Source organism: Aeoliella mucimassa (assembly GCF_007748035.1).
Classification (GTDB): Bacteria; Planctomycetota; Planctomycetia; order Pirellulales; family Lacipirellulaceae; genus Aeoliella; species Aeoliella mucimassa.
In genome coordinates, this window is the sequence record NZ_CP036278.1 from 5,109,743 (window position 1) to 5,135,558 (window position 25,816).

18 protein-coding genes and 1 tRNA gene are annotated in these 25,816 nt (G+C 59.1%); 11 read left to right on the forward strand and 8 right to left on the reverse strand.

Features of this window, described 5'->3' with window-relative positions; genetic code table 11:
• Positions 1–192: 192 nt before the first annotated feature.
• Positions 193–3,765, forward strand: a complete 3,573-nt coding sequence (locus Pan181_RS19995; protein WP_145249439.1) for a secretin N-terminal domain-containing protein — start codon at positions 193–195, stop codon at positions 3,763–3,765.
• 439 nt (positions 3,766–4,204) lie between these two features.
• Here Pan181_RS19995 and Pan181_RS20000 read toward each other — a convergent pair whose 3' ends face one another.
• Complete coding sequence (locus Pan181_RS20000; RefSeq protein ID WP_145249441.1) at positions 4,205–5,416, reverse strand: EF-hand domain-containing protein; 1,212 nt, start codon at positions 5,414–5,416, stop codon at positions 4,205–4,207.
• Positions 5,417–5,634: 218 nt separating this feature from the next.
• Here Pan181_RS20000 and Pan181_RS20005 point away from each other — a divergent pair, with 218 nt between their 5' ends.
• On the forward strand, positions 5,635–6,810 hold the full coding sequence (locus Pan181_RS20005) for a M20 family metallopeptidase (RefSeq protein WP_145249443.1): 1,176 nt from the start codon (positions 5,635–5,637) through the stop codon (positions 6,808–6,810).
• A gap of 60 nt (positions 6,811–6,870) precedes the next feature.
• A tRNA-Leu gene (locus Pan181_RS20010) sits at positions 6,871–6,954 on the forward strand.
• 78 nt (positions 6,955–7,032) lie between these two features.
• Here the strand turns inward: Pan181_RS20010 and Pan181_RS20015 are convergent.
• Positions 7,033–7,362 (reverse strand): rhodanese-like domain-containing protein, encoded by a 330-nt coding sequence (locus Pan181_RS20015; RefSeq protein WP_145249445.1) that lies wholly within the window; start codon positions 7,360–7,362, stop codon positions 7,033–7,035.
• 337 nt (positions 7,363–7,699) lie between these two features.
• Here Pan181_RS20015 and Pan181_RS20020 point away from each other — a divergent pair, with 337 nt between their 5' ends.
• Complete coding sequence (locus Pan181_RS20020; protein ID WP_197528545.1) at positions 7,700–9,922, forward strand: tetratricopeptide repeat protein; 2,223 nt, start codon at positions 7,700–7,702, stop codon at positions 9,920–9,922.
• A 115-nt stretch (positions 9,923–10,037) separates the two neighbouring features.
• Here Pan181_RS20020 and Pan181_RS20025 read toward each other — a convergent pair whose 3' ends face one another.
• Together Pan181_RS20025 and Pan181_RS20030 are read right to left on the reverse strand one after the other, a co-directional pair.
• A complete protein-coding gene (locus tag Pan181_RS20025) occupies positions 10,038–10,292 on the reverse strand; it encodes a hypothetical protein (RefSeq protein WP_145249449.1) in 255 nt (84 codons plus the stop codon).
• A 28-nt stretch (positions 10,293–10,320) separates the two neighbouring features.
• The gene (locus Pan181_RS20030; protein ID WP_145249450.1) at positions 10,321–11,190 is read right to left on the reverse strand and encodes a CAAX prenyl protease-related protein; all 870 of its coding nucleotides are present in this window, start codon (positions 11,188–11,190) and stop codon (positions 10,321–10,323) included.
• Positions 11,191–11,784: 594 nt separating this feature from the next.
• Between Pan181_RS20030 and fusA the strand changes: the two genes are divergently transcribed.
• Entirely contained in the window at positions 11,785–13,893 is a 2,109-nt protein-coding gene (gene fusA, locus Pan181_RS20035) for an elongation factor G (RefSeq protein ID WP_145249452.1), read from the forward strand.
• 91 nt (positions 13,894–13,984) lie between these two features.
• Here the strand turns inward: fusA and Pan181_RS20040 are convergent, their stop codons facing one another.
• Positions 13,985–15,781, reverse strand: a complete 1,797-nt coding sequence (locus Pan181_RS20040) for an ATP-binding cassette domain-containing protein (protein ID WP_145249454.1) — start codon at positions 15,779–15,781, stop codon at positions 13,985–13,987.
• Positions 15,782–15,864: 83 nt separating this feature from the next.
• On the opposite strand from Pan181_RS20040, the gene Pan181_RS20045 reads away from it, so the two are divergent.
• The 4 genes from Pan181_RS20045 to Pan181_RS20060 all read left to right on the forward strand — a co-directional run bounded on the left by Pan181_RS20045 (position 15,865) and on the right by Pan181_RS20060 (position 19,750).
• Positions 15,865–16,143, forward strand: coding sequence for a hypothetical protein (locus Pan181_RS20045; RefSeq protein WP_145249456.1), 279 nt, complete (start codon positions 15,865–15,867; stop codon positions 16,141–16,143).
• Positions 16,094–16,654: a hypothetical protein gene (locus tag Pan181_RS20050; protein WP_145249457.1), complete on the forward strand. Its 561-nt coding sequence runs from the start codon at positions 16,094–16,096 to the stop codon at positions 16,652–16,654. Before Pan181_RS20045 ends, Pan181_RS20050 begins: the two co-directional genes overlap by 50 nt.
• A gap of 327 nt (positions 16,655–16,981) precedes the next feature.
• Positions 16,982–19,126: an NAD-dependent DNA ligase LigA gene (ligA, locus tag Pan181_RS20055; protein ID WP_197528546.1), complete on the forward strand. Its 2,145-nt coding sequence runs from the start codon at positions 16,982–16,984 to the stop codon at positions 19,124–19,126.
• 30 nt (positions 19,127–19,156) lie between these two features.
• Positions 19,157–19,750, forward strand: a complete 594-nt coding sequence (locus Pan181_RS20060) for an HAD family hydrolase (RefSeq protein ID WP_145249461.1) — start codon at positions 19,157–19,159, stop codon at positions 19,748–19,750.
• Here Pan181_RS20060 and Pan181_RS20065 read toward each other — a convergent pair.
• The 3 genes from Pan181_RS20065 to Pan181_RS20075 form a co-directional block, all read right to left on the reverse strand.
• The gene (locus Pan181_RS20065; protein WP_145249462.1) at positions 19,744–20,796 is read right to left on the reverse strand and encodes a DUF1207 domain-containing protein; all 1,053 of its coding nucleotides are present in this window, start codon (positions 20,794–20,796) and stop codon (positions 19,744–19,746) included. The two genes, Pan181_RS20060 and Pan181_RS20065, sit on opposite strands and share 7 nt — an antisense overlap.
• A gap of 279 nt (positions 20,797–21,075) precedes the next feature.
• Positions 21,076–22,089: a hypothetical protein gene (locus Pan181_RS20070; RefSeq protein ID WP_145249464.1), complete on the reverse strand. Its 1,014-nt coding sequence runs from the start codon at positions 22,087–22,089 to the stop codon at positions 21,076–21,078.
• A gap of 133 nt (positions 22,090–22,222) precedes the next feature.
• A complete protein-coding gene (locus Pan181_RS20075) occupies positions 22,223–23,230 on the reverse strand; it encodes an undecaprenyl-diphosphate phosphatase (protein WP_231943653.1) in 1,008 nt (335 codons plus the stop codon).
• Between Pan181_RS20075 and Pan181_RS20080 the strand changes: the two genes are divergently transcribed.
• Together Pan181_RS20080 and Pan181_RS20085 are read left to right on the forward strand one after the other, a co-directional pair.
• Positions 23,219–24,079: an MBL fold metallo-hydrolase RNA specificity domain-containing protein gene (locus tag Pan181_RS20080; protein WP_197528547.1), complete on the forward strand. Its 861-nt coding sequence runs from the start codon at positions 23,219–23,221 to the stop codon at positions 24,077–24,079. The two genes, Pan181_RS20075 and Pan181_RS20080, sit on opposite strands and share 12 nt — an antisense overlap.
• Before the next feature lie 242 nt (positions 24,080–24,321).
• Positions 24,322–25,812, forward strand: coding sequence for a tetratricopeptide repeat protein (locus tag Pan181_RS20085; RefSeq protein WP_145249467.1), 1,491 nt, complete (start codon positions 24,322–24,324; stop codon positions 25,810–25,812).
• Positions 25,813–25,816 lie beyond the last annotated feature (4 nt).

Below are 25,816 nucleotides of genomic sequence, written 5' to 3' on the forward strand. Positions count from 1 at the left end.
ACGATCGAAACAAATCGGATATTTGCTGGGTTAGGGAGTGTAGCAACACGTTTTTTGGCTACTTATGATGAAAACACCCGCCATCACTCCCCTTCCCCCCAGCTTACGCTAGCTTTCTAAAGCCACCTTTATGCGGTGCTGAACCTAGCTCACCGCCTGTGCTCACCGCGCTTAAACCCTTCAGAATCTGCGATGCCAACCCTTACCGAAACCACACTTGCCCTCCGCTTGCTCCTGCTATGTGCTGCAGCGGGCCTCTTCATGCGGGCAACCGCCACTGAGGCCACCGCGGCCGACGCCGAACTGGTGGGAGTGCTAGCCCTGGCCGCCGAAGACAGCACCATCAAGGAGCTGGATCTTTCTAAAGAACAAGTAGAAAAGCTCTACGATCTCTTGGACAGTCGCGACCAGGCGGCCCTGGCCGTGGCCAGTCAGGTCCGTGGCTTGTCGGGCGAAGAGCGTGCCGAGAAGCTCCGGCCGCTGCGTGTGGAATCGCAACGCTTGATGGCTGGCATCCTGAGCGACGACCAGCTCAAGCAACTCAGCACGATGGCTGCTGCCAAGCCGAATCCGTACTACGAGCCGCTCTCTGGCAATGCACCCGCGGCCAACGTCGAAGCCGAACCGGCCGCCGACGAAGAACCGATCGACGAAGACATGATGATGGAGCAGTTCGCCCGCGAAGAAGCAGGGGGCGATCCTGAGCCAGCCAACGATGAAGCCACCAGCGAAGAGCCGGCTGATCCAGCCGCTGCCGACCAGGACGCCGCACCAGCCGAGGAGCAAGCCTCGACAGAATCTGGCGAAGCGCCGGCCGACGAGACGATGGAGGAAGCTCCCGAGGACGACTACGCAGAAGCCCCCGCCAAAGAGGGCCGCGACGAAGACGCCGGCGACGAGCCAGCCCCTTCGGGCCGTTTTGGATCCAGCCGCTTCTCGCGTGGCGACGACGAAGGTGGTTCCTCACGATTCGGCCGCGATTCCGGCAGCAGCTCGCGTTTCGGACGCGATGATCGCGAGTCTTCCAGCAGCCGCAGCGGTAGCTCATCGGTACGCAGTGGTTCGAGCCGCGAAGACTTCCCCAAAATCGACGCCGACGGCAAGCTGTCGTTCAGCTTCCGCTACCAACCCTGGCAAGACGTGCTCGATTGGTTCGCTGATCAAAACGGGCTGTCGCTGCTGATCGAATCGCCTCCGTCTGGCACGTTTAACTACACCGACACCCGACGTTACACGCCGGCCGAAGCGCTCGACGTGATCAACAGCGTGCTGCTCACCAAGGGTTACACTCTGGTGCGACGGGATCAAATGCTGGTGCTCGTGAACCTGGAAGATGGTGTTCCGCCTAATCTGGTGACCGATGTACCGCTGGAAGAACTCAACCAGCGTGGTGAGTTTGAGTTGATTCGTGTGCTGTTCCGCGTACGAAATATGACTCCCGAAGCCGCTTCGGACGAAGTCAGCCGACTAATTGGCCCGCAAGGCAAGGTCGTGGTGCTGCCACGTGCTGGCATGTTGCAAATCACCGAAACCGCCGGGCGGTTGCGGGCGATTCGCGACGTGATCGACGCAATCGAAAGCCCCGAGTCGTCGAAGCTCGGCGGTATCCGTCCTTACGACATGCAATACGCTTCGGCTGCTGGAGTGCTGCCGGTGCTGCGTCAGATGCTCGGTATTCCGGAAGACGCATTCAGCACCCCCGAAGGCACGTTGCAGATTGCCCTCGACTCGACCTCGCCGAATCGCCTGCTGGCTTATGGCAACCCGGAGATGATTGGCCGCCTGGAAGAGTTGCTGACGATCATCGATATTCCCAGCGCTGCGGGTGGTCAGATGGCTGCCTTGCAGTTGAACGTCTACCCCATTAGCAAAGCCGATCCCGACGCAGCGCTGCTAGTGTTGCAAACAATTCTGGCCGAAGAGCCTGGCACCCGCCTGACGATCGATCCGCAAACCGGCAGTCTGGTTGCCCTGGCCTCGCTGGCCAACCACGCAACCATTCGGGCCACGCTGGAACAAATGCAGGAGGACGCCCGCGAAATTGCCGTGATTCCACTTTCGACGGTCGATCCGCAGCTAGCGATTCTTTCGATCAGCAAGCTGTTTGGCCTGAACAAGACTGGCGAGGAGGAACCCGATCCACGTGCTCCCATCGTCGATGCTGATCTATCGACCAACAGTCTGCTCGTGCGAGGCAGCAAAGCCCAGATCGAGCAGATTCGATTGCTGCTCAACCAGATGGGCGAGTCGGAAGACTCGGCCGTCGCGGCGGCTGCCGTTGATCGTGGCAACATTCGGGTGGTCCCGCTCAGTTCCACCGAAGCCCGTACGGCGCTAGAGCAGCTCGAAGCGATCTGGCCAAGCTTGCGAGCGAATCCCATTCGCCGAGTGACTCCGACGACTGCCATTAAGTCGTATAGTCCTTCGGAGCAAGATTCTCCAGAGGATCAGCTCGAAAGAGAACTCGACCAGCTGTTCCGCTTTGGTGATCCCCAGGACACGCCCACCTCGGGCAGTGACCGCGAAACGCGCAACAGCCTGAAGTCGAAGTTCATGCTGGCCGCCTTCCCTCAAGAGGAAGCTGCCAGCGAGCCCGAAGTTGCAGCCGCTGCGGAGGACTCGGTCGCCGAGAGTGAACCGAGCGACGTACAACCGGTAGCACCCAAGTCGCCCTCAAAGCCGAATGCCCCCATCCTGGTGGCTCCTGGCCCGAGTGGGCTGATTATTGCTTCGGACGATATTGAAGCTCTGGATGCCTTTGAGCGGTTGCTGGAAGCATCGACCCTGCAAAACACCACCGGTGGTCGCGAGTACGCGGTGTTCTATCTGAAGCACGCCAAGGCAAATACCGCCGCTGCCATCCTGGGCGAGATCTACGGCAGTTCCACCTCGTCGAGCGGGGACCTGATGGGTGGCATCGTCGATAGCGCCCTGGGTGACATCGGCGGTGGCCTGATGGGCGACCTGCTCGGTTTGGGTGGCACCGGCTCCTCCAGCGGTTTTTCGGCGGCTGGTGTCGATATCGTAACCGACGCCCGTTTGAATGCGATCATCGTTTACGCACGTCCCGACGACATCGACATGGCCTTCCGCCTGCTGCAGGTGCTCGACCAACGCATCGGCCCCACCGAGATCGAGGCCGAGGGCGTTCCGCGTTTGATTCCAGTGGTGAACACCAGTGCCACGGATATTGCCGAAGTGGTCAAGCAGATGTACCCCGGCAGGATCGAAGGAGCCAGCGGCGGACAACCTTCGCCCGAAGACCTGATCCGCGCCCTGCGAAACAACGGAGGCGGCGGAGCCGATAGCCAAGAGGTTTCGAAGATGTCGATTGGTGTCGACACTCGTAGCAACAGCTTGATCGTGAAAGCGGAAGACGCCTTGTTCTTTGATGTAAAGCGGCTTGTCGAAGAGCTCGATACCGTGCAAGTTGATACTAGCGAAAGCACCGTGGTGCTCTCGCTTCGCAACAGCAATCCCGAAATGATGAAGGAAGCTTTGTCGAGCTTCCTCGGCAGCCAAGCGGTCACCAGCACCACCCAGGCACCTGGGCAAGATGCGAACCGTGGTGGCAATAACAACAACGGTGGCGACCAGGCCCGTCAGCAACAAGAAATGATTCGCCGCATCCAAGAGTTCCGCCAACGCATGCAAGGTGGCGGCGGAGGGTTCCCCGGTGGCGGTGGTCGTGGCGGTGGCGGTCGTGGTGGTGGCGGAGGAGGAGCCCCCGGCGGTGGTGGTCGTGGCGGCGGTGGCCGCGGCTAAACGAGCACAGATGCCTGCAATGGCCGGTCGTGTTGGTACCTGACAATCGACCAACGACAAAATGAAACCATAACAGCCGTCGAGCAAGTGCTCGACGGCTGTTTCTTTCTTAGTCTCTAGGAGTAGACCTCCCCAGCTTGCGTCTCGCGATCTCGCATCGACTGCGAGCCAAGTGAGAATCCCTGAGGGCTGAGGGAGCTGGACTGTGCCTTTTATGGCACTTTAGCTAGCGAGCTGCACCACCCCACGTCGCTCGACTGAGCATCGCAGGGTTGGGTGCAGAGCTGGTACTACCGCGAATCCCCCGCAGTAAGCTGTAAGCCTGTAGCCATCAATGGATCGACTGCCGCCGTGGCAGAAGCCGCGCGTCGCGGCCGATCTGTTTCTCTCGAAGCTAGCTAACCATTTCACTGAAAGACGGCAGCAAGATCGCTGTTGTTTAGCGATCGTTTCGCGAGGCGTATTCTTGGCCGGTGGCGATGCCATCGCCATTCAGATCGTACTTCTGGAACTCGCGGACCTTGCTTTCGCTCCAGGTACTGCTGAACTCGGCCATCGAAACCTGGCCATCCTCGTTTTCGTCGTACCGTTTCACCCAGCTACGAGCGCTGCTGGGGAGCCGATCCAAGGCCGAGGTGAAGCGGTAGGTGCCACTGCCGGAGGACGAGCTACTGCCGCTCGAGGAACGACTGCCCGAACTACCACCGCGGGCAACCGCAAGAAGTTCTTCCATGGTAATCCGCTTATCGCTGTTGGAATCGTAGCGATCGGCACTCCGCATCTTCTCGAATTCGCCCCCCTCGATCACCGAGTTCTTGTCTTCGTCGTACTTTTCCATGACGCCTTTGGCAAACTGGGTGGCTCGGTCGCCGGAATCGCCGCTGTCGCGTTCGCGGTCTTCTGCAGGTTCCCGCTCTTCTTGTCGATCACCGCCCCGGCCGCGGAACCACCGCCCACGCTCTTCGGGCTCTTCCTCGGCGGTGACTTCCATCGATGGAACTTTGTCGGGATTCAGCAAGTAGAGCTCATCTTCGGTTAGTTCAGTGTCGAAGCCAGGCACCTTTTCCAGCTCTATCGGGGGGAGAAAGGCGGTTGGGTTCTCTTCCCGCAGCTTTTCCCGGTCCTGATTCTTCTTCGCATTCATGTATTGGTCGTAACTCACGGCCTTGGAGGTATCGAGGCCAGCGTCTTTCGCACTGCGTTCGAACCAGCCCCACATCCGCTCGTCGACTTCCGACTTTTCGACCTTCCCGTCGCCGTTGCGATCGAGTCGGCGGAAGAACCACTCGCGGCGCTGGTCGGCCGAAGGTTGCTCGCGGCCGCCGTTGTCGCCGCCGCCACGGTCTCCTCCGCGATCGCCGCCCCGATCGCCGCCGCGGTTTCCACCACGGTCGCCTCCGCGATCACCGCCTCGGTCACCCCCCTGGTCACCGCCGCGATCACCACCTCGGCCACCGAAGCCGCCTCGCCCGCCAAATCCTCCGCCTGGGCCGCCACCGCCGCCGGGACCTCCGCCGCCAAAACCACCACGGCCACCAAAACCACCGCCGGGGGGACCTCCCCCGCCAGGGCCTTGAGCAAGCACACCATCAGCGGAACCAACCCACATCAGGGCGGCGAACAAAAGAACGACGAATGAATACCGGTGCATAATTTACCTCCAACGATAAAACCCCTGAGGGGCACCGTTGGTTTCGAGAGTTTTCGCAGAAAAACACCTATTTTAGTTGCCAATGCCGCACCTGGCGAATCGGTTTTCCCACCCCGCGGATGGGCTACCTCGCCGGCTGGCGACTACGTTAGAATCATCGATTCGCGCCCGGTTGTGCGCGGTCTCCGTGCCCTTTCGCCCCCCGTTGATCCGATACGATGCCCCAGCCCCCCCAAACGTGTGAAGAACTACTTGCCCGGATGATCGAGTTCGACACCGTCGTGGCTTACCAGTCGGGCCGCGAAGCTCCCGAGAAGCCGCTGGCCGACTATTTGGCCGGTTTGGCGACTGAGTGGGGCTTTCGGATACGCGAATTACCAGTCGACGGGGCGGGGCCGAATCTGCTGATCGAGCACCTGGTCGACGAGCAGGCACCCTGGATCATGTTCGATTCGCACCTCGACACTGTCGGCACCGAGGGGATGAGCATCCCGCCGTTCGAGCCGGCGATTCGCGACGGCCGCATGTACGGGCGGGGGGCCTGCGACACCAAGGGCACCGGGGCCACGATGCTGTGGTCGCTCAAACAATATGCCCAGAGCGAGTCGCAGCCTAACAATATTGCGGTGCTGCTGAGCGTGGGCGAAGAACACGTGCAGATCGGCGCCCGAGCCTTTGTCGACCAGCACCTCGCGTTGCTCGGCTGGCGTCCTGCAGCGGTGGTGGTCGGCGAACCAACCCGCATGAACGTGCTGGCAGCCACCGGGGGTTTCATCCGCTGGAAGATGACCACGCTCGGCAAAGCGTGCCATTCGAGCCAGCCGGATCGAGGGCACAATGCCATCTATGACATGGCACGGCTGATTACGATGCTTGAAGACGACTACATCGCCAAGATCGAAGCCACCGACCCGCTGGTCGGTCGGGCGAGCGCTGCAGGCACGGTCGTCTCTGGCGGCCGCCAGGTGAACGTGATTCCGAGCGAAGCCACCCTGACGTTCGACCGCCGGCTCGTGCCTGGCGAGATCGGCGAAACCGAGCTCACCCGGGTGAAGGAGTTGGTAGCCGAGTTAATCGCCCGCCGCCCCGGCATGCAAGTCGACCACCATCACTTCGAGTCGGCCCCGCCGATGGCGGTAGTGGATGGAGGAGCCTGGTCCGAAGCGGCCGTCGCCGCCCTGGCGTCGGTCGGCATCACCAGCAAGATTTCCGGCGAACTGTTTACCACCAATGGCAATCATTTTGCCGCCGCCGGCATCCCCACGTTGGTCACTGGTCCTGGCGATATCGCCCAGGCGCACACGGTCGACGAATGGATCGAACTGGAGCAAATTGCCTTGGGAATTAAGGGTTATACGGCCTTGATGCAGGCCGAGGTCCCCATTCGCGACTAAAGGCGATCCGCCACCCTTGCGGAAACGTCGCTGGTGTGGCATTCTCTTAGTTTCGCACACGCCGCCGTGGCGGAATTGGCAGACGCGCATGGTTCAGGTCCATGTCCACGCAAGTGGGTGGAGGTTCGACTCCTCTCGGCGGTACTCTCCAGTGGCGGGCATCTCGCCCGCCCACTGTTTCTGGCGTGTGGCACGCAGCCCGCACTTTGCACGCAGCCCAAATCAGTAGCGTGGCAAGCTTGGGTCGATTTCTTCGGCCCACTGATCGATGCCCCCATCCATGGTTTGCACGTTCGGAAACCCGCGAGTCCTTAGCCACTGCGCGACCTGGGCACTCCGCATCCCGTGATGGCAGTATACGATCAGGTGATCTTCTTCGCGGCCTGCTAGCTCGCCGATGCGGTCGCCGATCTTGCTCATCGGCAGCAGGATCGAACCTTTGATGTGAACCAGGTCGTACTCTTCGCGCTCGCGGCAATCGAGGAACACCGGTGCTGGCGTGGCAGCATCGAGCAGGTCCTTGGTCTCACGGCAACTGATAGACAAATCCATGGGGGGTTCCTCAGCACCTCTTACGCTTCGTCGGATGGGACTTTCGATACTGCCAGCATAGTCGAGCGGCTGCCCTCTGGCAGGATGCCCCGTGGCAAAGGTTGCCGGTTAGAAAAGCAGTTCCGGTTTTCACTGTTTTTTGGGTCAGGATCTCTGTTCCGGTTGCCGATAGGAGTTTGCAGGCGATTTATCCGCGCTCGGCTGCCGACTGCCATGTTGGTGCTAGCGTGTCGCAGATAGTCGCCGACGCTCATCGCAAAACCTTCTCCCCACCGCTCCAGATTGGTGAAGCACGATGCTTAAACTGGTTTCCACCACCGGATGGCCCCAAATCACTTTGCCCAAGCACTTTGCCCTGGCCACGAGCTTGGCCCTGGCAATTTCGGGCTCCCTAGCCCAGGCACAAACGTCGGGCGTTGTTTACGTCGACGACTTGGCCGCTCAAAGCCAACGCGCGGCTGCCAACGGTTATCAGAGCAACATGCCGATGCCGCTGCGAGCCTCCAACCAGGTGATTCCGTCGAATTACCCTCGGCCTTCGGTGCAGCAATTACCACCTTTGGAAATGCCACGCACCAACGCAATGCCCGAGCGGGAAGAACCACCAACCTTGTTCGGCAAACTCGGCGGACTGTTCGGCGGCAACAAGAATGCCAGCCAAGAACAAGAGGAACGACTCGCCCAGCAGCAGAACATGCAACGCATGGCTCAGTTGCAAAGCGAACAAGGCCGCGCTGGTTCGACGACTGCCAACACGAATGGCATCCGTCAGAACAACTCGAACATGCAACTGCGTTCGAATGGATCGAGCAACCAACCAACCAGCTTGTTCTCACTGTGGACCGGTGATTCGAATAAGAACGAAGCAAACACCCCTTCGCAAACCAGCCCTCAGCAAGTTGCTCGCAGCAACTCGCGGAAGCCGAGCAGCTGGGGCAACAAGTCGCGTAGCGCTAGCACCGCTGTAGCTCAGTCGGTTCCTTCGATGCCGAACCAAGTTGCGATGCGTAACGCACCTTTGCCGTTGCCGATGACCACCTCGGCTCCCCAGGAGCCAAGCTATGCGATGGTGACCGACCAAACTCCGGCCATGCCGAAAGAGCCAGCCGACGTGGCCATGGTTTCGGATCAAGCCGACCTCGGCATCCAGCTCGCGATGCAGGACGCCGACGCTACCGTTACTTCGACTCCTGAGTTCCGCAGCCCTGCGATCGAACCTTCTGAGAGCCCCGAACCGGAAGTCAAGCAAGCCATCAGCCAACAAATTGCCGAAGCGGCTGCTAAGCTGCCGGCCAGTAGCCATATCGTTCAGATCTCCGACGAAGTCGCCACCGTGGCTCCGCAGCCGAAGCCCCAGGCTCCCGTTGCAACGCCGCAGCCACCAGTCGCCAAGCCTCAAGAAATCGTGAATGAGCATGTGGCTTCGAACCACGTGACTCCACGGCCTGCACCTATCGTCAGCACTCAGGCGTCGCGTCCTCGCCAACCGTTGGTGAAAATCCAGGCTCAGGAAGCGGCCGCTGCCATGCATTCCAACCCGGTAACCCCGGCTCCGGAAGTGGCCGACCAGCCTTCGACCAAGTCGGTGGAACTGCTGGCCGAAGCCAACAAGCTGGCTGGTGCTGCGGAAACCGAAGAAGACTACACCGCGGTCGTGCAAGCTTGTCGCCACGTGCTGGCGATCGAAAATGCACCGGTCGCTGTGGCCTACTGCCATGACCTCGCAAGCTGGGCACTTAATCGCCGCGGCGAGCTGAAGACCGACGAAGGTCGCATCAAAGAAGCTCTGCTCGACTTCAACGATTCGCTTCGCCTTGATCCCAAGCGGTACCGTGCCATCCACAACCGTGGTGTGCTGGCCGCCCAGGCGGGTCGCTTTGCCGACGCGTTCGACGATTTCAACCTGACCATCGAACTGAATCCTGAGTTTGCCAAGGCTTACTCGAACCGGGGTGCCCTGTACGTGCAAGCCGGCGAGCTCGAAAAGGCCTCGGCCGACTATCGCCAGGCGATCGCACTCGATCCCGATCTGGCAGTCGCTCACAAAGGTCGCGGCCGCGTGTGTCACATGCTGGGCCGGATGGAACTCGCCCTGCAGCACCTGGATGCCGCTGCTCGGTTGGCTCCCGAAGATGCTCGCATCGTCAACAACCGTGGCGACCTGCTGTACGACATGGGCCGCTACCGCAGTGCGATGAACGACTACGAAACCGCCATTCAACTGGCTCCTGCTTTTGCCGATGCTCACCGCAGCCTGGCCTGGTTGTACGCTACTTGCCCCGACCGCGAGTGCCGTAACCCCAGCAAGTCGGTCGCCTTGGCCAAACGAGCCATCGAGTTGTCCGGAGAGCCCGACGATCTGGAATACGACACCCTCGCAGCCGGTCTGGCCGCCAGCGGCGACTACCAGAACGCGGTCGCGATGATGGACAAAGCCCTGGAAATGGCTACCGAGAAAGACCGTGAGAACTACACTTGGCGTCGTCAGCTGTACACCAAAGGTCAACCTTACATCTCGGAGCCGGCCGGTAACATCCAACAGGCCAGCTACGTCGAGTAGCACAATCGTATAGAGGGTGGGGGAGAACGAGCGGGCCCAGTCGCGATCGAGCGCGACTGGGCCCTTTTTCGTTGATTGCCCGCTTATCGCCCCTCTACGGGCCGACTCCGACAAGCTATTTCTTTCGCCCAAGCAGGTACCGGACGAAGTCGATTAGTCCGGCAAAGCGGTACTCACCATCGATGTAGTGCTCGATCACGTAGAAGGCAAAGTAGTAAGAGCGGCACCATGCCCACACACACAATGCAAGTAGCACTGCGACGCGCCAGTCGCGGGTGAGCACCACCATCAACACGGCGCTTATCAGGCCGATCGCCACGAACAGACCACCCTTCAGGTACATCAGCTTGGGTGACTTGAGGTCGCTCATGGAGAAGCCTGCGACTAGTCGGGGTGAGTTACCAGAGTTCCCACCACCCAGTGGTGACGACCACGATGCCGAGCATCAGGTTCGTAATCGCGTGGGCGGTAACGCAGTCCCAGTAGTTCTTGGTGCGAACCATCAGCCAAGTCACCAGGCTGAACCACACCAAGGCGGCCAGTCGTTCGGGGTGATACAGCACCGGCAGTCCGACACCGACCAGCACGGCCATGCGGTTCACATGGCCGAACGGTATCTCGGTCCAGTTGTCGTGCATTACGAATCGCATGAGGAAGCCCCGCAGAAAGGCCTCTTCGATCACCGGCACCAGCAGCGCGAGCCCAATGAATCGCACCGCGAGAAACAGATAGCCCATGGTCGTGGGTCCGAGGGCCTCAGCCGACAACGGGTTGTACGCGGCCCGCTCGCCGGGGGCGATCCAGGAGTAAAGCCAATGCTCGGGCCCGAGCCAGTCGGCCAAGTGTCCAGTCGGATTCAAGTAGCTACAGAAGAGCCATAGCCCGCCGCCGACGAGTCCCACGCCGACCGCTAGCAGCGAGATCTTAAACGGCCATTGCAGGTACACCGGCAAGAAGGCGAGCACCACCGCTAGCGTCGCTACCACTTTGATGGTGTAGACCACGGGGTAGTATTCGGCAGGAATCGTAATGATGCCGAGCCACACTTTGTCGGTCCCGGAGTTCTCGAGCAACGGGTCGTCGCTAGCGAGATCCAGGTCGAACTCGGCCGCTTCGGACTCGACCACCGCACTCGGAGGGGTAGGTTCGGCCGACTGAATCACCATGTAAACCACCATCGGCAGCAGGAACGCGAGCAGGGCTCGTTGCTGATTGTGCTTGGTGTCTTCCGACGTTGCGGTCGCTGGAGAGAGATTTTCGTCGCTCATTGAGTGCTTGATGCCTCCGGTAGTTTCCGATGAATCCGCCCGCTGGCGGGCCCCACATTATGCCGTAACATCCTCAGCTGCAACAGCTTACGACAATTCCACCAGAGTCCCCCCCAGTGCCTCGCTTTACGCGCCTGCTTGTCCTCTTTGCACGAACTTAACTGGAGTTCGAGTGAATTTGGGCTAGCGATTGGCTGTCGATCAGCTATTATACAGGCTTCGCCAGCATGCGCGGGGAGCGTACTATGGTGTTTAACCCTAGCTTCTTCGATGGTGATCGCGGTCTCGCTCAGGAGCGAGCGACTGAAAACGATCATAATCACAGGAGCGAAAACTGCCAAAACATAGCTCCCTCCTGGCGAAAGCGTCTTCCGCCTCGCCCGCCGCGAATCCTGGTTGCACCACCAGATACTGTTAGCCCTACGAGAAAAATATATCCACGCCTTCGGCCTGGGATCGCTTCGATCCTGAACCCCAAGCCCGATGGAGTGGTCCTGGATGATTCCCTATAGTTCCTTCGAACCCAGCTATTCCTTAGAAAGCGGGGTACCTGCTACCGGCAGAGAACGTTTGGTCAAAGGTTAGAGAGAAAAAATGGACCTTCGTAAAGTACGTAACATTGGTATTTCGGCTCACATCGACTCGGGCAAAACGACCTTGAGCGAGCGGATCCTGTTCTATGCCGGGCGGATTCACAAGATCGAAGACGTCCGCGGCGGCGGCGACGGCGCCACGATGGACCACATGGAACTCGAAAAAGAGCGTGGTATTACCATCACCAGTGCGGCCACGTCGCTCGAGTGGAACAAGTACAAGATCAACCTGATCGACACCCCGGGCCACGTCGACTTCACCGTCGAAGTGGAGCGTTCGCTCCGCGTGCTCGACGGTGCCATCCTGGTGCTCTGCTCGGTCGGTGGCGTGCAATCGCAATCGATGACGGTCGACCGTCAGATGAAGCGATACCACGTGCCTCGCCTGGCGTTCATCAACAAGATGGACCGCACCGGTGCCAACCCCGATAGCGTGATCAAGCAGGTCAAAGACAAGCTCGGCGCCCACGCGGTGGCCATGCAAGTGCCAATCGGCAAGGAAGACAAGTTCGAAGGCGTCATCGACCTAATCACGATGAAGGCCCTCTACTTCGACGGCGCCAACGGCGAGACCGTTCGTGCTGAAGAGATTCCGGCCGCGATGCTCGACACTGCCACCGAAGCCCGCCACCACATGCTCGAAGAACTGTCGATGTACAGCGACGAGCTGATGGAGAAGCTGCTCGGCGAAGAAGAGATCAGCGAAGAAACCATCCACGACATTTGCCGTCACGCAGTGATCGAGCAAGAGTTCACCCCCGTGTTCATGGGCAGTGCCTTCAAGAACAAGGGCGTGCAACCGCTGCTCGATGCGATCTCGCGTTACTTGCCTTCGCCGACCGAAGTGGTCAACACCGGCATGAATCCCGAGACTGGCGAAAAGATCACCCTGAAGCCCGACTCCAAGCAGCCGCTTGTGGCCATGGGTTTCAAGATCACCGACGACGAGTACGGTCAGCTCACCTACACCCGTATTTACCAGGGTAAGGTTGAGAAGGGTGGCACATACTTCAACCAACGCTCCGGTCGCAAGGAACGCTTCAGCCGTTTGGTGCGGATGCACTCGAACAAGCGGGAAGAGATCGATTCCGCCGAAGCGGGTGATATTATCGCCATCATGGGTGTCGACTGTGCCAGTGGTGATACCTACTGCGACTCGGCCAACTACTGCACGCTCGAAAACATCTTCGTCGCCGAGCCGGTGATCAAGATGTCGATCAACCCGCTGTCGCGCGACAACGCCGACAAGTTGGGCAAGGCACTGCAACGGTTCCGCAAGGAAGACCCCACGTTCCACGTCTTTACCGACGAAGAAACCAACGAGACCATTATCGCCGGTATGGGCGAGTTGCACCTCGAAGTTTACGTCGAACGTATCAAGCGTGAATATGGCGTCGAAGTCGAAGTCGGTGCTCCCAAGGTTAGCTACCGCGAAAGCGGCCAACAGGCCTTCGAGTTCGATCACAAGCGTAAGAAGCAATCGGGTGGTTCCGGTCAGTACGGTCACATCGTGGGCGTCATGCGTCCGATGTCCGACGAAGACCGTGCCAAGATGGAAGAAGCCGGAACTTCTGGCGAGTTCTACTTCGAAGACCAAGTGACCGGTGGTCGTATTCCGAAGGAATACATCCCCGCGGTGAAGAAGGGCTTCGAAGAGATGATGGACAAAGGCCCGCTGGCGGGTTACCCCGTGGTCGGTCTGGCTGTCGAGCTGAAAGACGGTACTTACCACGACGTCGACTCCAGCGACATGGCGTTCAAGCTCACCGCTCGCGAGTGCTTCCGCGAACACTTCAATCGCATGAAGCCTTTGCTGCTCGAGCCAATCATGAAGATGGAAATCGAGTGCCCCGAAGACTTCCAGGGTTCGGTGGTTGGTCAGATCTCCGCCAAGCGTGGCATGATCGTCGAGACCGAAACCACCAATGGCCTTACCAAGATCATTGCCGAAGTACCACTGGCCGAGACCTTTGGTTACTCCAACGATCTGCGTAGCCAGACCCAGGGTCAAGGCACGTTCTCCATGGAGTTCTGCAAGTACGCTCCGGTGCCGTCGAACATTCAGGCCGACATCATCGAAGAACGCAAAGCCGAACTGCAACCCGCCTAGTCGAGTTGCTCCGAGTGTTAAACACAAAGAGCCCCGCACCATCGTGCGGGGCTCTTTTTTTATGCCTTGCCGTCGACCAGCTTCGAGAGAGCTACGCTTCCAGCTCTTCCCAGCGGGCGTAGGCGTGCGATAGCTCGTCGTTCAGCTGCTTCAAACGTTCGCTCGCTTCGGCAATTTTCTCTGCGGGCTGCTTGAAGTACTCCGGATCGCTCATCGCAGCAGTCAGCTCTTCGGTCTCCGACTCGAGTTGCTCGATTCGAGCCGGCAGCATTTCGAGTTCTCGCTGATCTTTGTACGACAGCTTCTTCTTGTCCGTCGACGCGGCCGGTTTCGTTTCCACCGGGGCCTTCTTCTCGGCCTTCGGTTTCGACTCCTGCGGCGACTGCTTATCGAACTTGCGTTGGCGAATCCAATCGTCGTAGCCGCCGACGTACTCGCGGACTCCGTCGGGCTCGAAGGCAATCACGCTCGTCACTACGTTGTTCAGGAACGCCCGGTCGTGGCTCACCACCAGCAGCGTTCCATCGAACTCCATGAGTCGTTCTTCGAGCATCTCGAGCGTTTCGGAATCGAGATCGTTCGTTGGTTCGTCCATCACCACCACGTTGGCTGGCTTCGAGAACAGCTTGGCCAGCAGAATGCGATTTTGCTCGCCGCCGGAAAGGAACTTGACCTGCGTGCGGGCGCGGTCGGGGGTGAACAGGAAATCCTGCAGGTAGCCGAGCACATGGCGGCTGTTGCCGTTGATCACGACGCTGTCGGACCCCTCGCCCACGTTCTCCTGCACGGTCTGTTCGCCGTCGAGGGTGTTGCGAAGCTGATCGAAGTAAGCGACATCCACCTTGGTGCCGAGCTTCACCCCGCCCGATTGCGGCTCGAGCTTGCCGAGCAGCAGCTTGAGCAGGGTACTCTTACCTGCTCCGTTGGGCCCGACGATGCCGATTTTGTCGCCCCGCATCACGGAGGTCGAGAAGTTACTTACGATCGGCCGCTCGTCGTAGGCAAAGCTTACCTCTTCCAACTCGGCGACGAGGGCTCCGCTTTTCTGGGCCGATTGGATCTCGAGCTTCGACTTGCCCACCTTTTCGCGGCGTTGGGCTCGCTCGTTGCGCATCTCCTTCAAGGCTCGCACCCGGCCTTCATTGCGGGTGCGACGCGCTTTGATGCCCTGGCGAATCCAGGCTTCCTCCTGGGCGAGCCGCTTGTCGAATAGCGCGTTCTGCTTCTCTTCGGCCGCCAGGGCTTGCTCTTTGCGGACCAGGAACGTGTCGTAGTCGCACGACCAGTCGAAGATCCGGCCACGGTCGATCTCTAGAATACGCGTCGCCAGACGCCGCAGGAACGCCCGGTCGTGGGTCACGAAGAGCAGCGTGGTCGGCCAGCCGAGCAGTAGCTCTTCGAGCCAGGTAATCGCGTCGATGTCTAAATGGTTGGTAGGTTCGTCGAGCAGCAGCAAATCGGGTTCGGCCACCAGGGTTTGGGCGAGCAACACCCGACGCTTCATGCCGGACGAGAGATTCTCGACCAGCAGATCACCATCGAGCCCCATGCGGGAGAGCAGTTTCTCGACCCTTGGCAGCCGATTCCACTCTTCTAGGTGCGGATCGTGCTCGGCCAGGCTGTCGGCCACTACTTGGGTGATCGGCCCCTGCAAATGATGCGGCACGTCCTGCGCCAGGATGGCCACCTTCGCGCCAGCGGCGATGACCACATCGCCATGATCGGGGTGCACGTTGCCTGCGAGCATCCGCATCAGTGTGGTCTTGCCCGCCCCGTTCCGCCCCAGCAGGCCAATTCGCTGTCCTGTTTCAATCTGACAGGTTACCTCATCCAGCAGCGCCGGCCCTCGATAAGCGATGGTAACGTCACGTAATTCAGCAAGGGCCATAAAAATTCGCGTGGGGATGGGGGTAAGTAGGGGGGATTCCTGCAACTTCCGACAAGCAGGCTATGTGGTAGAATATACGAGCCATGAAGATTCCCGAAAACACCCAGATGGACGCCGACTACTGGCGAGACATCGAACGTGCCAAGCAAATGACCCCGCAGGAGCGGGTACGCATTGGGCACGAGTTGTTTGAAAGGGCCATCTATTTGATGACCCAAGGGCTCAAAATGCAGTATCCCGATCTATCGGAAGCGGAGCTTCGCGAGCTTCGTCGCGAACGGCTGGCTCGTATTCAGAAATGGGAGTCTCGAGATGCTCAAATCGGAGGAAATTGTCAAGCAGGTGCTCGCCTCGCTGAGTAAGCACGGCCACTCGTTCATGCTAGTGGGCTCCTACGCGACGAATCTCTACTGCGTCCCTCGCGGTACTCAGGATATCGACCTGGTAGTCGAAGCAGAATTCATCGCTGCGGCCCGAGAAATCGCCCAGTCGCATCCCGAAATTCACCTCGACCCCCAACTCGGCTTTGAGTCGGTTACGGCTACCAAGCGTGTGCTGCTAACCGCGGATGATACAGACTTCAAGGTCGAGATCTTCGAATTGAGCAATGATCCACATGACCAAGCTCGATTTCAACGTCGACTACCGATCGATCTGTACGACGAACGTGCGTGGGTAGCGACCCCGGAAGATACAATCATCACGAAACTCAATTGGTCACAAAAAACCGGCAGAGGCAAAGACAGGGACGACGCCCAAAACGTGATGGCGACCCAACACGAAACGCTCGACTGGCCCTATATCGCCTCTTGGTGCGAGCGGCACGGAACGCACGAAAAACTAGCCGAATTGCGGACCCAATTAGGTGTTTGATTTCCCCATTTTTTGCTTAAAAATGGCCACCTACTTTGATCTAATAGAGAGGTTATTTAGCAGCCTAGAACTCGCAACAGGGAAAAACCTCCTTCTAAACCGCCAATCATGAACGCTCGATCACCAAGTACTCTGGGCAAGATTCTCACCACCGGCGAGAATAGCGAGAGTTATTTTGCCCCCACGAATCGTTTTTCCGCGATTTGGTGGCGGGGGCAGTTCTGCAACCTGTTGCCATCAAACACCTTACGTTAAATCGTTTTGCCCCCACTTTTCCCCCTGGGGGCAAAAACCGGTTTTCCCGACTCACGAATGGACTCTGCTGCCATGTCCGCCGCCGACCGCATCGAAAAACTTCGCCACGAGATTCGCGAGCACGATCGCCGCTACTATGTCGACGCGACCCCTTCGATCAGCGACCGCGAGTACGATCGCTTGCTCGACGAACTAAAATCGCTTGAAGCCGAGCACCCCGAACTGCTCACGAACGATAGCCCCACGCAGCGGGTAGCCGGTACCCCGATCGATGGGTTCGAGACGGTCGCCCACGCCCGACCGATGTACTCGATCGACAACAGTTACGCGGCCGACGAATTGCACAAATGGGCCGATCGCCTACCGCCGGAAGTTGACCGGTTTTTGATCGATCCCAAGATCGATGGCGTTGCCATCAGCCTGCGTTACGAAGAGGGACACCTGGTGCTGGCTGCCACCCGCGGTGATGGCCAACAAGGCGACGATGTCACCCAGAACGCCCGCACGATTCGCTCGATTCCGTTGTCGCTGGATGTCAGCAGCACTCCCCCGCCTGCAGTGCTCGAAGTGCGCGGCGAGGTCTACTGTCCCTGGCAGGTGTTCCAGAAGTGGAACGAAGAACTCGAAGAGGAAGGACAACAGCAACTAGCTAATCCGCGGAACGCGACCGCAGGTCTGCTGAAACGACACGATACGACGATCGTCGCCAAGCGCCGGTTGGAGTTCTGCGTGCACGGGCGAGGCGAGCTCGATGGTGTCACGGCGACCAGCGTCACGGAGTTTTACGAGCAGGTTGCCGAATGGGGACTCCCCACAAATCCCTACGCTCGAACCGCCAGCAGTATCGACGAAGTGTTGGAGGTGATCGATGCGTTCGACACCACGCGACATACGTTGCCTTACGCGGTCGACGGCATGGTCGTAAAAGTTGATCAATTCGATCTACAGGACGAACTCGGTTTCACGAGCCGGTTCCCACGGTGGTGCATTGCTTACAAGTACGCGGCCGAGCAGGCGACTACCAAGCTGCTCGAGATTCAATGGCAGGTCGGCAAGACAGGCAAACTCACCCCACGGGCGAAGCTCGAACCTGTGTTCGTCGCTGGCACCACGGTGCAGCACGCAACACTGCACAACATGGGCGAGGTGCTTGGCAAAGACGTCCACATCGGCGATACCGTGATCCTCGAAAAAGCGGGCGAGATCATTCCGCAGGTGGTCGAGGTGGTTAAGAGCGAACGCCCGAAGACCGCCGAGCCTGCGGTGGCTCCGGAGTGTTGTCCCGAGTGCGGCGGCAGCATTTCTATCGAGTATGACAAGCGTCGCGTTCACGACATCGAATCGTGGGAGGCACGCGTGGAGCGCGAACGCAAGCGAGCGGAGAAAAACTCGGAAGAGCCAGCCGACATCCCTAAGCCCGATCCGCTGTCGGGGCTCGACGAGTCGGCACGGTACTGCATGAATCCGGAGTGCCCCGCACAGTTCCGCGAACGCCTGGCCCACTTCGCCGGCCGTGGGCAAATGGACATCGACGGCATGGGCATTAAAGTGATCGAGCAATTGATGGAAGCCGATCTCGTGAAAACGATCGGCGATGTGTTTCGGTTACACGAACGACGCGACGACGTGCTCGCCCTCGAACGGATGGGCACACGGAAAGCCGAGAACTTGTTTGCCGCAATCGACGCGTCGAAACAGCGGGGACTCGCACGCACCTTGGCGTCGCTCGGTATTCGGCATGTTGGCTCTACCGCTTCTCGAATTCTTGCGGAGCACTATCGTACAATAGATGGTTTGCTGGAAGCGAGCGAAGAAGAGATTGCCACCTTCAAAATCGGAGAAAACGAGTCGGGCATCGGGCCCGAGATCGCCCGCTCGATTCATACGTTCCTCCACTCGAGTACCGGCGCCGCGGTGATTGCCGAATTACGCGAGGTAGGTGTTTCGCTGGAGATGCCGGAGGCCGAAACCAGCGGATCGGCCGGCACCTCGCTGGCGGGTAAATCGTTGGTGGTCACCGGAACGCTGACGAAATACTCGCGAAAAGAAATCGAAGAGCTAATCGTACAGCATGGCGGCAAGGCTAGCAGCAGCGTGTCGAAGTCGACCAGCTACTTGGTAGCTGGCGAAAATGCGGGCAGCAAACTGGACAAAGCAAACTCACTGGGCGTACCGGTGTTGAGCGAGGCGGATTTCGAAAAACTGATTACTGAATAACCCTTTCAACGAACCCCATAAAGAGGATTCATGCTACCTTTCCCCTCCGATACCGAAGCGCTGTTGTTTGATTGCGATGGAACGCTGGCCGATACGATGACGCTGCACTACGCAGCCTGGCGCGAGACCATGGCCGCCCACGGGGTCGATTTGCCTCGCGAGTTCATCGACAAGCACGCTGGCGTGCCGACCGATTTGATCGTGGAAGACATCAATAACTGCTGGGGAGTAACGCTCGATCCCCCGGCCATCAGCGAAGAGAAAGAAGATCGCTTCCGCTTGCACATCGAGTTGGTTGAACCGATTGAGGAAGTCGTGGCAACCGCGCAGAGCTACTTCGGCAAGCTGCCGATGGCCGTGGTGTCGGGCGGTCCGGTCGATGTGGTGACCGCTACGCTGGAGCAGATCAGCGTGCTCGACTTGTTTCCCGTACTGGTGACTGCCAGCGATCCGGTTCCACCGAAGCCGTCGCCGGAAGTGTTTCTCGAAGCCGCTCGGCGACTAGGAGTCGATCCCACGAAGTGCCATGTATTCGAAGATGGCGATCCAGGCATCGTTGCCGCCAAGGCCGCCGGCATGACCTACACCGACGTGCGATTGGTGGTCGCTGCTCGCGATCAATAGTCGTACCAGATGGCCCAGCCGAACTGCTTCTCCGACTCGTTGTACCACTGATAGTAGTTGCTATGACCAGTCTGGAAGTTGAAGCCTGTACGGAACTGACTGCCGGAACCACCCCGCCACAGCCAACCAACCTGGGCGGTGTAGTCTCCACCGAAGTCGATTTCCTGACGCAGATGGCCATTGGTCGCAAAGAACGGCGTCCCCGCCCGGCCGGTAACCCCCGGCTTGGCGTACTCGGCACCGAATTGGAACTCCCACGGCTCGGCCCCGCCGGCGGTGAAGAAGGCGTAAGCCGTTTCGCCATACAGTCGCCAGGAGGGTGTCGGGTTGTAGGAGAGACCAAAGATGATCGCGTCGCGAACGTAGTTTTTACGAGTCGCACCAGGCGTACGAACAATCAACTCGTCGCCCAGGTGAGAACTCAAGTGATAGTAACCAAACTTGGTTTGCCACTTGCCAGAACCATAGGTAAGCGGCACGCCGAAACGAAAATCGGAGGAATCGACATCCCGTTCGTTATCAAGGTTTAATCGCACCAGCGCGGCACCTTCCATATCGAGCTGCCATCCCTCGGGATGCAACGTATCGAAAGAGCCATAACGCCAGACACCACGACGACCACCCAGGATCACGTCCCAGAGAGTTTGACCGGTGCCAGTTTCCTCTAACGTATTCAACTGAAACTTCGACTCACGAGGACCAGCCATGTAGCTGCGATAGATCAGACCATCGGGCATCAACTGCTCACCCCAAGAGTTGGGATTGCAGTAACCGGAACCGCTCGAGTAATCGCCGAGCACCAATTCGGGTTCCGAAACAACCGCTCCGGTTGGCTCGTCCGAAATCCACTGCGTCGGCAGGATGTGCGAAAGCGAACCAAACTGCGAGTGCGAACCGAGCCCTGGCTGAGATCCGAACGACTGCTCAACTGCCGCTGAGGTTTGGGCGTTGGCCACTCCGCCGGTCAGCGTACAGATTACCAGCGTCAAACCAACCGCGAGGATGGAACGAAGATGATGACAGAGCTGAGCGATTGATGTGGACACGAGAACAAATCCAACGGAGTTGGTTGGCGAGCTAATGACAGGTAGTAAGGTATGTATCGTCTGTTCCGGTAATGCGAGACTGCCGCGAAGGGTAGCGAATCTATAATTCCGGCAGAATAGTAAAACCCGAAAGACGTAAGCCTTTTTGCGCAAACAACTTACGACGACAGAAAAGTTGCGACCTGTGGTCCGCCGCTGACAAGACGGGGAAACTTTGCGGGCGGCTGTCCATGGGAGTTTCCGAACATTCTGCCAGAAATTTCCGATAGCTGCAAAAAACTACACTGCAGGAGGGGTGTTCTCAGGGGTATCGGCCGCAGGACTCATGCCGAACCACCGCCGCACCGAGCTGGCCGCTTGGCCAACTAAGGTGCCGTCGAGCAACTCCTCAGTGATGGTCCGCCGGTCGGTGGAGAAGTTCTCCCAGACCGCCGAGATATAAGGCCGACTGACTTCGGCCAACGTGTTGTAGTAACCGCGCTGATGGATGTCGGTCAACGCGGTTTCGTAGTGGTCAATTACATGACGATCGAGCAACGTACCCGCGATGGTGAATCCCGAAATAGCCCCCTGCCCTACCTTACCGAGTCGATCCAACGTATGCAGCGTCATGGCACCAGAGACTTCGAGCAGCGAGACTTCCTCGCCGCGGGAGACTTCATGCATCTCGCGCCAGAGTCGTTCGATTTCCGCTGCCGGCAGTACTTTGGTGGGATCGATTTTGCGAACCGCCGCAGTGGTGGTTTGGATGGCTTCGGTCATGCCGTCGACCGACAGCGGCGGCGTATCGAACACCTTAGCCCCTACGGCCGACGATTCGCGAATCGCGTCGAGCAGGTCATTCGCATGGTCGATGGTCGAATTCTCGTCGATCACCCCTTCGCGTTTCAGTTCAATCGCCAGCTCTTTCAGGTAGGTCTGCGACCCGTAAGCCACATCGCTCACAATGGCTAGCAACAACGCTGGCGAAAGGTGCAACGTCGCCAGACTCGCCATTTCAATGAAACCACCGACCGCCTTCTTGGCGACAAAGTCCTCTACTACTTCCGATTCCCCTTCCGGCTGTGATGAACGAACTCCACCAATATCCCGTGTCAGAAAGTCGAGGCCTTGTTGAACGACAATCTCGTAGCTTTTCGAACTGCGAAACGCCTGGGGCACCAGCAGATTGGCCCCCTCGCGTACCACCCCGCCGGCGACGCCAACCGTGCTGCGGAGGGCTCGTTCGGGGAGACTTAGCGAATATAGCAGGTAATCGTGGACCGATTGGGCCTTGGGTTCTTGGGGATCCATGCTCATGGAAGGCTCGAAATTCGGAAAGGGGCAATAGTATCCAATAGTTCGTCTTCGTCGTCGGCGAACCGATCTTGGGACCTAAAACCGCTAGAAATAGCGACTTTCCAACCTCACACAAGATGCTGGCAACTTAGCTGAACCACAATTGCCAGGCGACTACCACGATCCCCAGCGGCAGCAAGTAATAGGAAAACAGCGATAGCTTCCCCTGACGGACAAAGCGAATGAGCAGAAGCAATGCCCCCCACCCCACGAGGAACGAAACCACGAATCCCAGCAGCAACGTGACCGCCGGCGTGGTGGAACTTTCGGCTTCGAGCATGTCGATGCCCTCGAGCACACCCGCACCTGCAATGGCAGGAATCGCAAGCAAAAAAGCAAACGTAGCCGCCGATTCCCGGCGCAACCCGGTAAGCAATCCTGCGGCGATGGTCGAACCACTGCGGGAAATCCCCGGCAGCAGCGCCATGGCCTGGGCAACGCCGATGCCGAAAGCGGTGCCGAAGCTTAACTGGGGATAATCCGATTCGCCATCCTTGTGCCGAGTCGCAAACCAGAGCAATGCAGCCGTGATCGGAAACATGCAACCAGCAAGCAGCACGTTTTCCAACACCCTCGCCTGCAATTCGTCGGGCAGGCCCTTTTTAATCAACACGCCAAGCACCGCGGCTGGAATGGTTCCGATCACGATGCAGGCGGCAACATGCCAATCACTTCGCAGCATACGAAAGACTTCACGCCGATAGTGCACGAGGATGGCCAGCAACGTACCAAGATGCAGCACGATGTTTACTTCCACCAGATCTTCTGTTGGCGGATGGCCCAACGATTCCAAAACCGCGTTTGCCACCACCAGATGCCCCGACGAGCTTACAGGAAGAAATTCAGTGAGCCCTTGAATAATAGCGAGAATGCAGATTTCGAAAGGGCTCATAACAGGTGTCGGGATCATTGAGAGGATCGGGCTGGCGAATGTGATAGGATAGCACGCAGCAGCAGAACTTGGCATAGCAGGATGGATATGTTTCACTACGACGATGGGCTCTTTATCACCCGAGCAGGCCTGGCGGTCGATGTGCGCAGGCGACAACCGAGGGGGTTCGTTTCGCACGCTCATGCCGATCATATGGCCCGACACGAGTATGCCTTCGCAACTCCCGCAACGGGAAAGCTGTATCAACACCGCCTTGGAAAAAACCTGCGGGTGCGTGAACTGCCCTACGGAACGCCGACCGAACTCGGCAGTGTGCAGCTCACCACGTTGCCAGCAGGGCATTGCCTGGGCTCTGCCATGCTGCTGGCCGACAACGGGACCACGCGGCTGCTCTACACCGGAGATTTCAAGCTCGGCGAGTCGCTCACCGCCCGGGAGGCCGAGCTACCTGCGGCCGACATTCTGGTAATTGAAAGCACGTTTGGATCCCCCCGCTACCGCTTGCCCCCTCGGGAGGAGTCGATTGAGCAGTTGGTCGAGGGTGTGCAGCAGACGCTCGACTCGGGCCGCACTCCAGTGGTGCACGCGTACGCTTTGGGCAAGGCGCAGGAAGTCACCGCCATTCTCACCCGCGCGGGTTTCCCGGTGCTGCAACACTCAAGCATCGCCGAAATCAGCCGGGTATACGAGCGCTGCGGTGTGTCGCTCGGCAACTGGTCGGAGTACAAACATGGAGTGTTCGATGGTCATGTGGTGGTGACCCTTCCGAAGTCGATGAAGGGGTTTCGACTCGCAGGTCTTGGCGAGGCGGTTTCGATTGCAGTTACTGGATGGGCAGTTCATCCTTCCACCCAACATCGCTGGAAAGTCGACCTGGCGGTGCCGTTGTCGGATCATGCTGACTTCGACCAACTGATGGAAGCTGCCAAACGCATCGCTCCCAAGAAAATCTACACAACGCACGGGCCGGCCGGCTTTGATGAGCACCTTCGTGCTGCGGGCTTCGACGCCGAACCGCTGAATCGCAATCGGCAGCAGCGACTGTTTCATTGAGCCACGATGCTAGCACGCAACGCCGGGCGTATTCGACAGTGACTCTAGGCAGACTTTAACGGCTTATCGGCTCGGGTGGTCCGGTTGTGACGACCGTGCGGTCGAGAACCGGCTTGCTGGTTCGGATTGAACCGCTTTTGTTGGCTGGAGCGCACGCGGCTGGCCGACTGCTAATGGTGCATGCTGCGCCTTGAGCAGGCATGCTTTCATGCTTTGAGAAGTCGATCACCATGTGACCATCTATGCCTCGATCATCACAACAACAGACTCGCGTGTTCTGGACGGTAGCGTCGGCGCTGACTGCTGTGCTTGTGTATCAAGTCGCGTGCCTGTGTCAGCGACAACCGTCGGCAACTCCGCAAGCCGAACCGCCGGAGGTGGCTCGCGCATTCACCCACGATCCCCAGCCGACCTGGGTGCCACACTCGCCAGTTTGTGATATTCCGCCGGCCCCGATCGATCCGCGTCTTGCGTTTCAAGCGGCTGAGCTTCACTCGCATCAGCCGGTACAAAATGCCCAAACGCCCACGGAGAAGTCTCCAGTCAACAAAGTGGCAACCGCTCGACCGGAACCGACAGGCCCTGTTCTTCCGGATCTACCTGACATCAACGAACCAACCTTGGTTGCTCCTGCAATCAACGAGCCGATCGCTGACAACGATACGGAAGACTTGGCAAATGAGTTGCCGGTCTCGCCCGATGAAATCTCCGCTCCTTTACCAGCGACTCTGTCGAGTACGCCAGCTCGCGTGCACAACGTGGAAGAGTTCGACGAAGCCGCGCAACGCGCGGCCAACACTTCGGTCGAGGAGATGTTAGCCTACTTCCCCGCTGAGAACGAACTGAGCGAGCAATTCCGCGACGACGTGCAGCAAGCCTTCACCCTGGCCCGCAACGGCGCACTGCACGCTGCCCGCCGGGAGTTTGAGCGGTTGCTCTCCGAAATGGCCAAGGCGAAAGACGCCAGCCAAATGACCGATCGACACAGCCGGGCGTTGGCCGCCGGTTTGCGAGCGATGGCCGAAGCCGACGATTTTCTTGCCGCCGGCGACGAGGCGGGAACCCCAGCCGCACTAGCCCTGGGGCATCAAACTCCGATGCTTCACGAACCTGAATCCAAGTGGGTGTTGCGTCACGAGGCGATCGCCATGTATCACTTATACGCTCAGCAAAAGCTGGCGGATGCGGTACTGGGGGAGCAAGCGGGATCGATGGTGCTGTTTGGACTCGGAAAGACGTATGCTCACCTCGCAGATCGCGATGACTTGCCACAAGCCATTCGCAAGAGCCTGACGATGTACCGCGCGGCAGTCGGTGCTCATGGCCAAAACCACTTAGCTGCCAACGAAGCTGGCGTGCTGCTGGCTCGCGCAGGTCGCTACCGCCAGGCGGCGCCGCTGCTGGAGCTGGCCGCACAGCTCGGAAATGCGAGTGCAACGCATCGCAACTTGGCGTTCGTTCACCAGAAGCTGGGTGATACGCAGTTAGCGAGTACCCATCAGCAGATTGCTACTTACCTGGCCCAACGCGAAATCGCCCAAGGACAACTATCCGCCGAGCGCGGCATCGCCTGGATCAGCCCCGATCAATTCAATCGTACAGGGCAGCAAACCCCACCGGCGGCCGAACTGGCCAGCCGCCCCTTCGCTGCCCCTACCCCAACATCAGCTGGTGCTGTACGTCAGCCCGAGCCCCCTCGCGAGCCCGCCCCCCGACCTTCGTTCTGGTGGTAAGCCA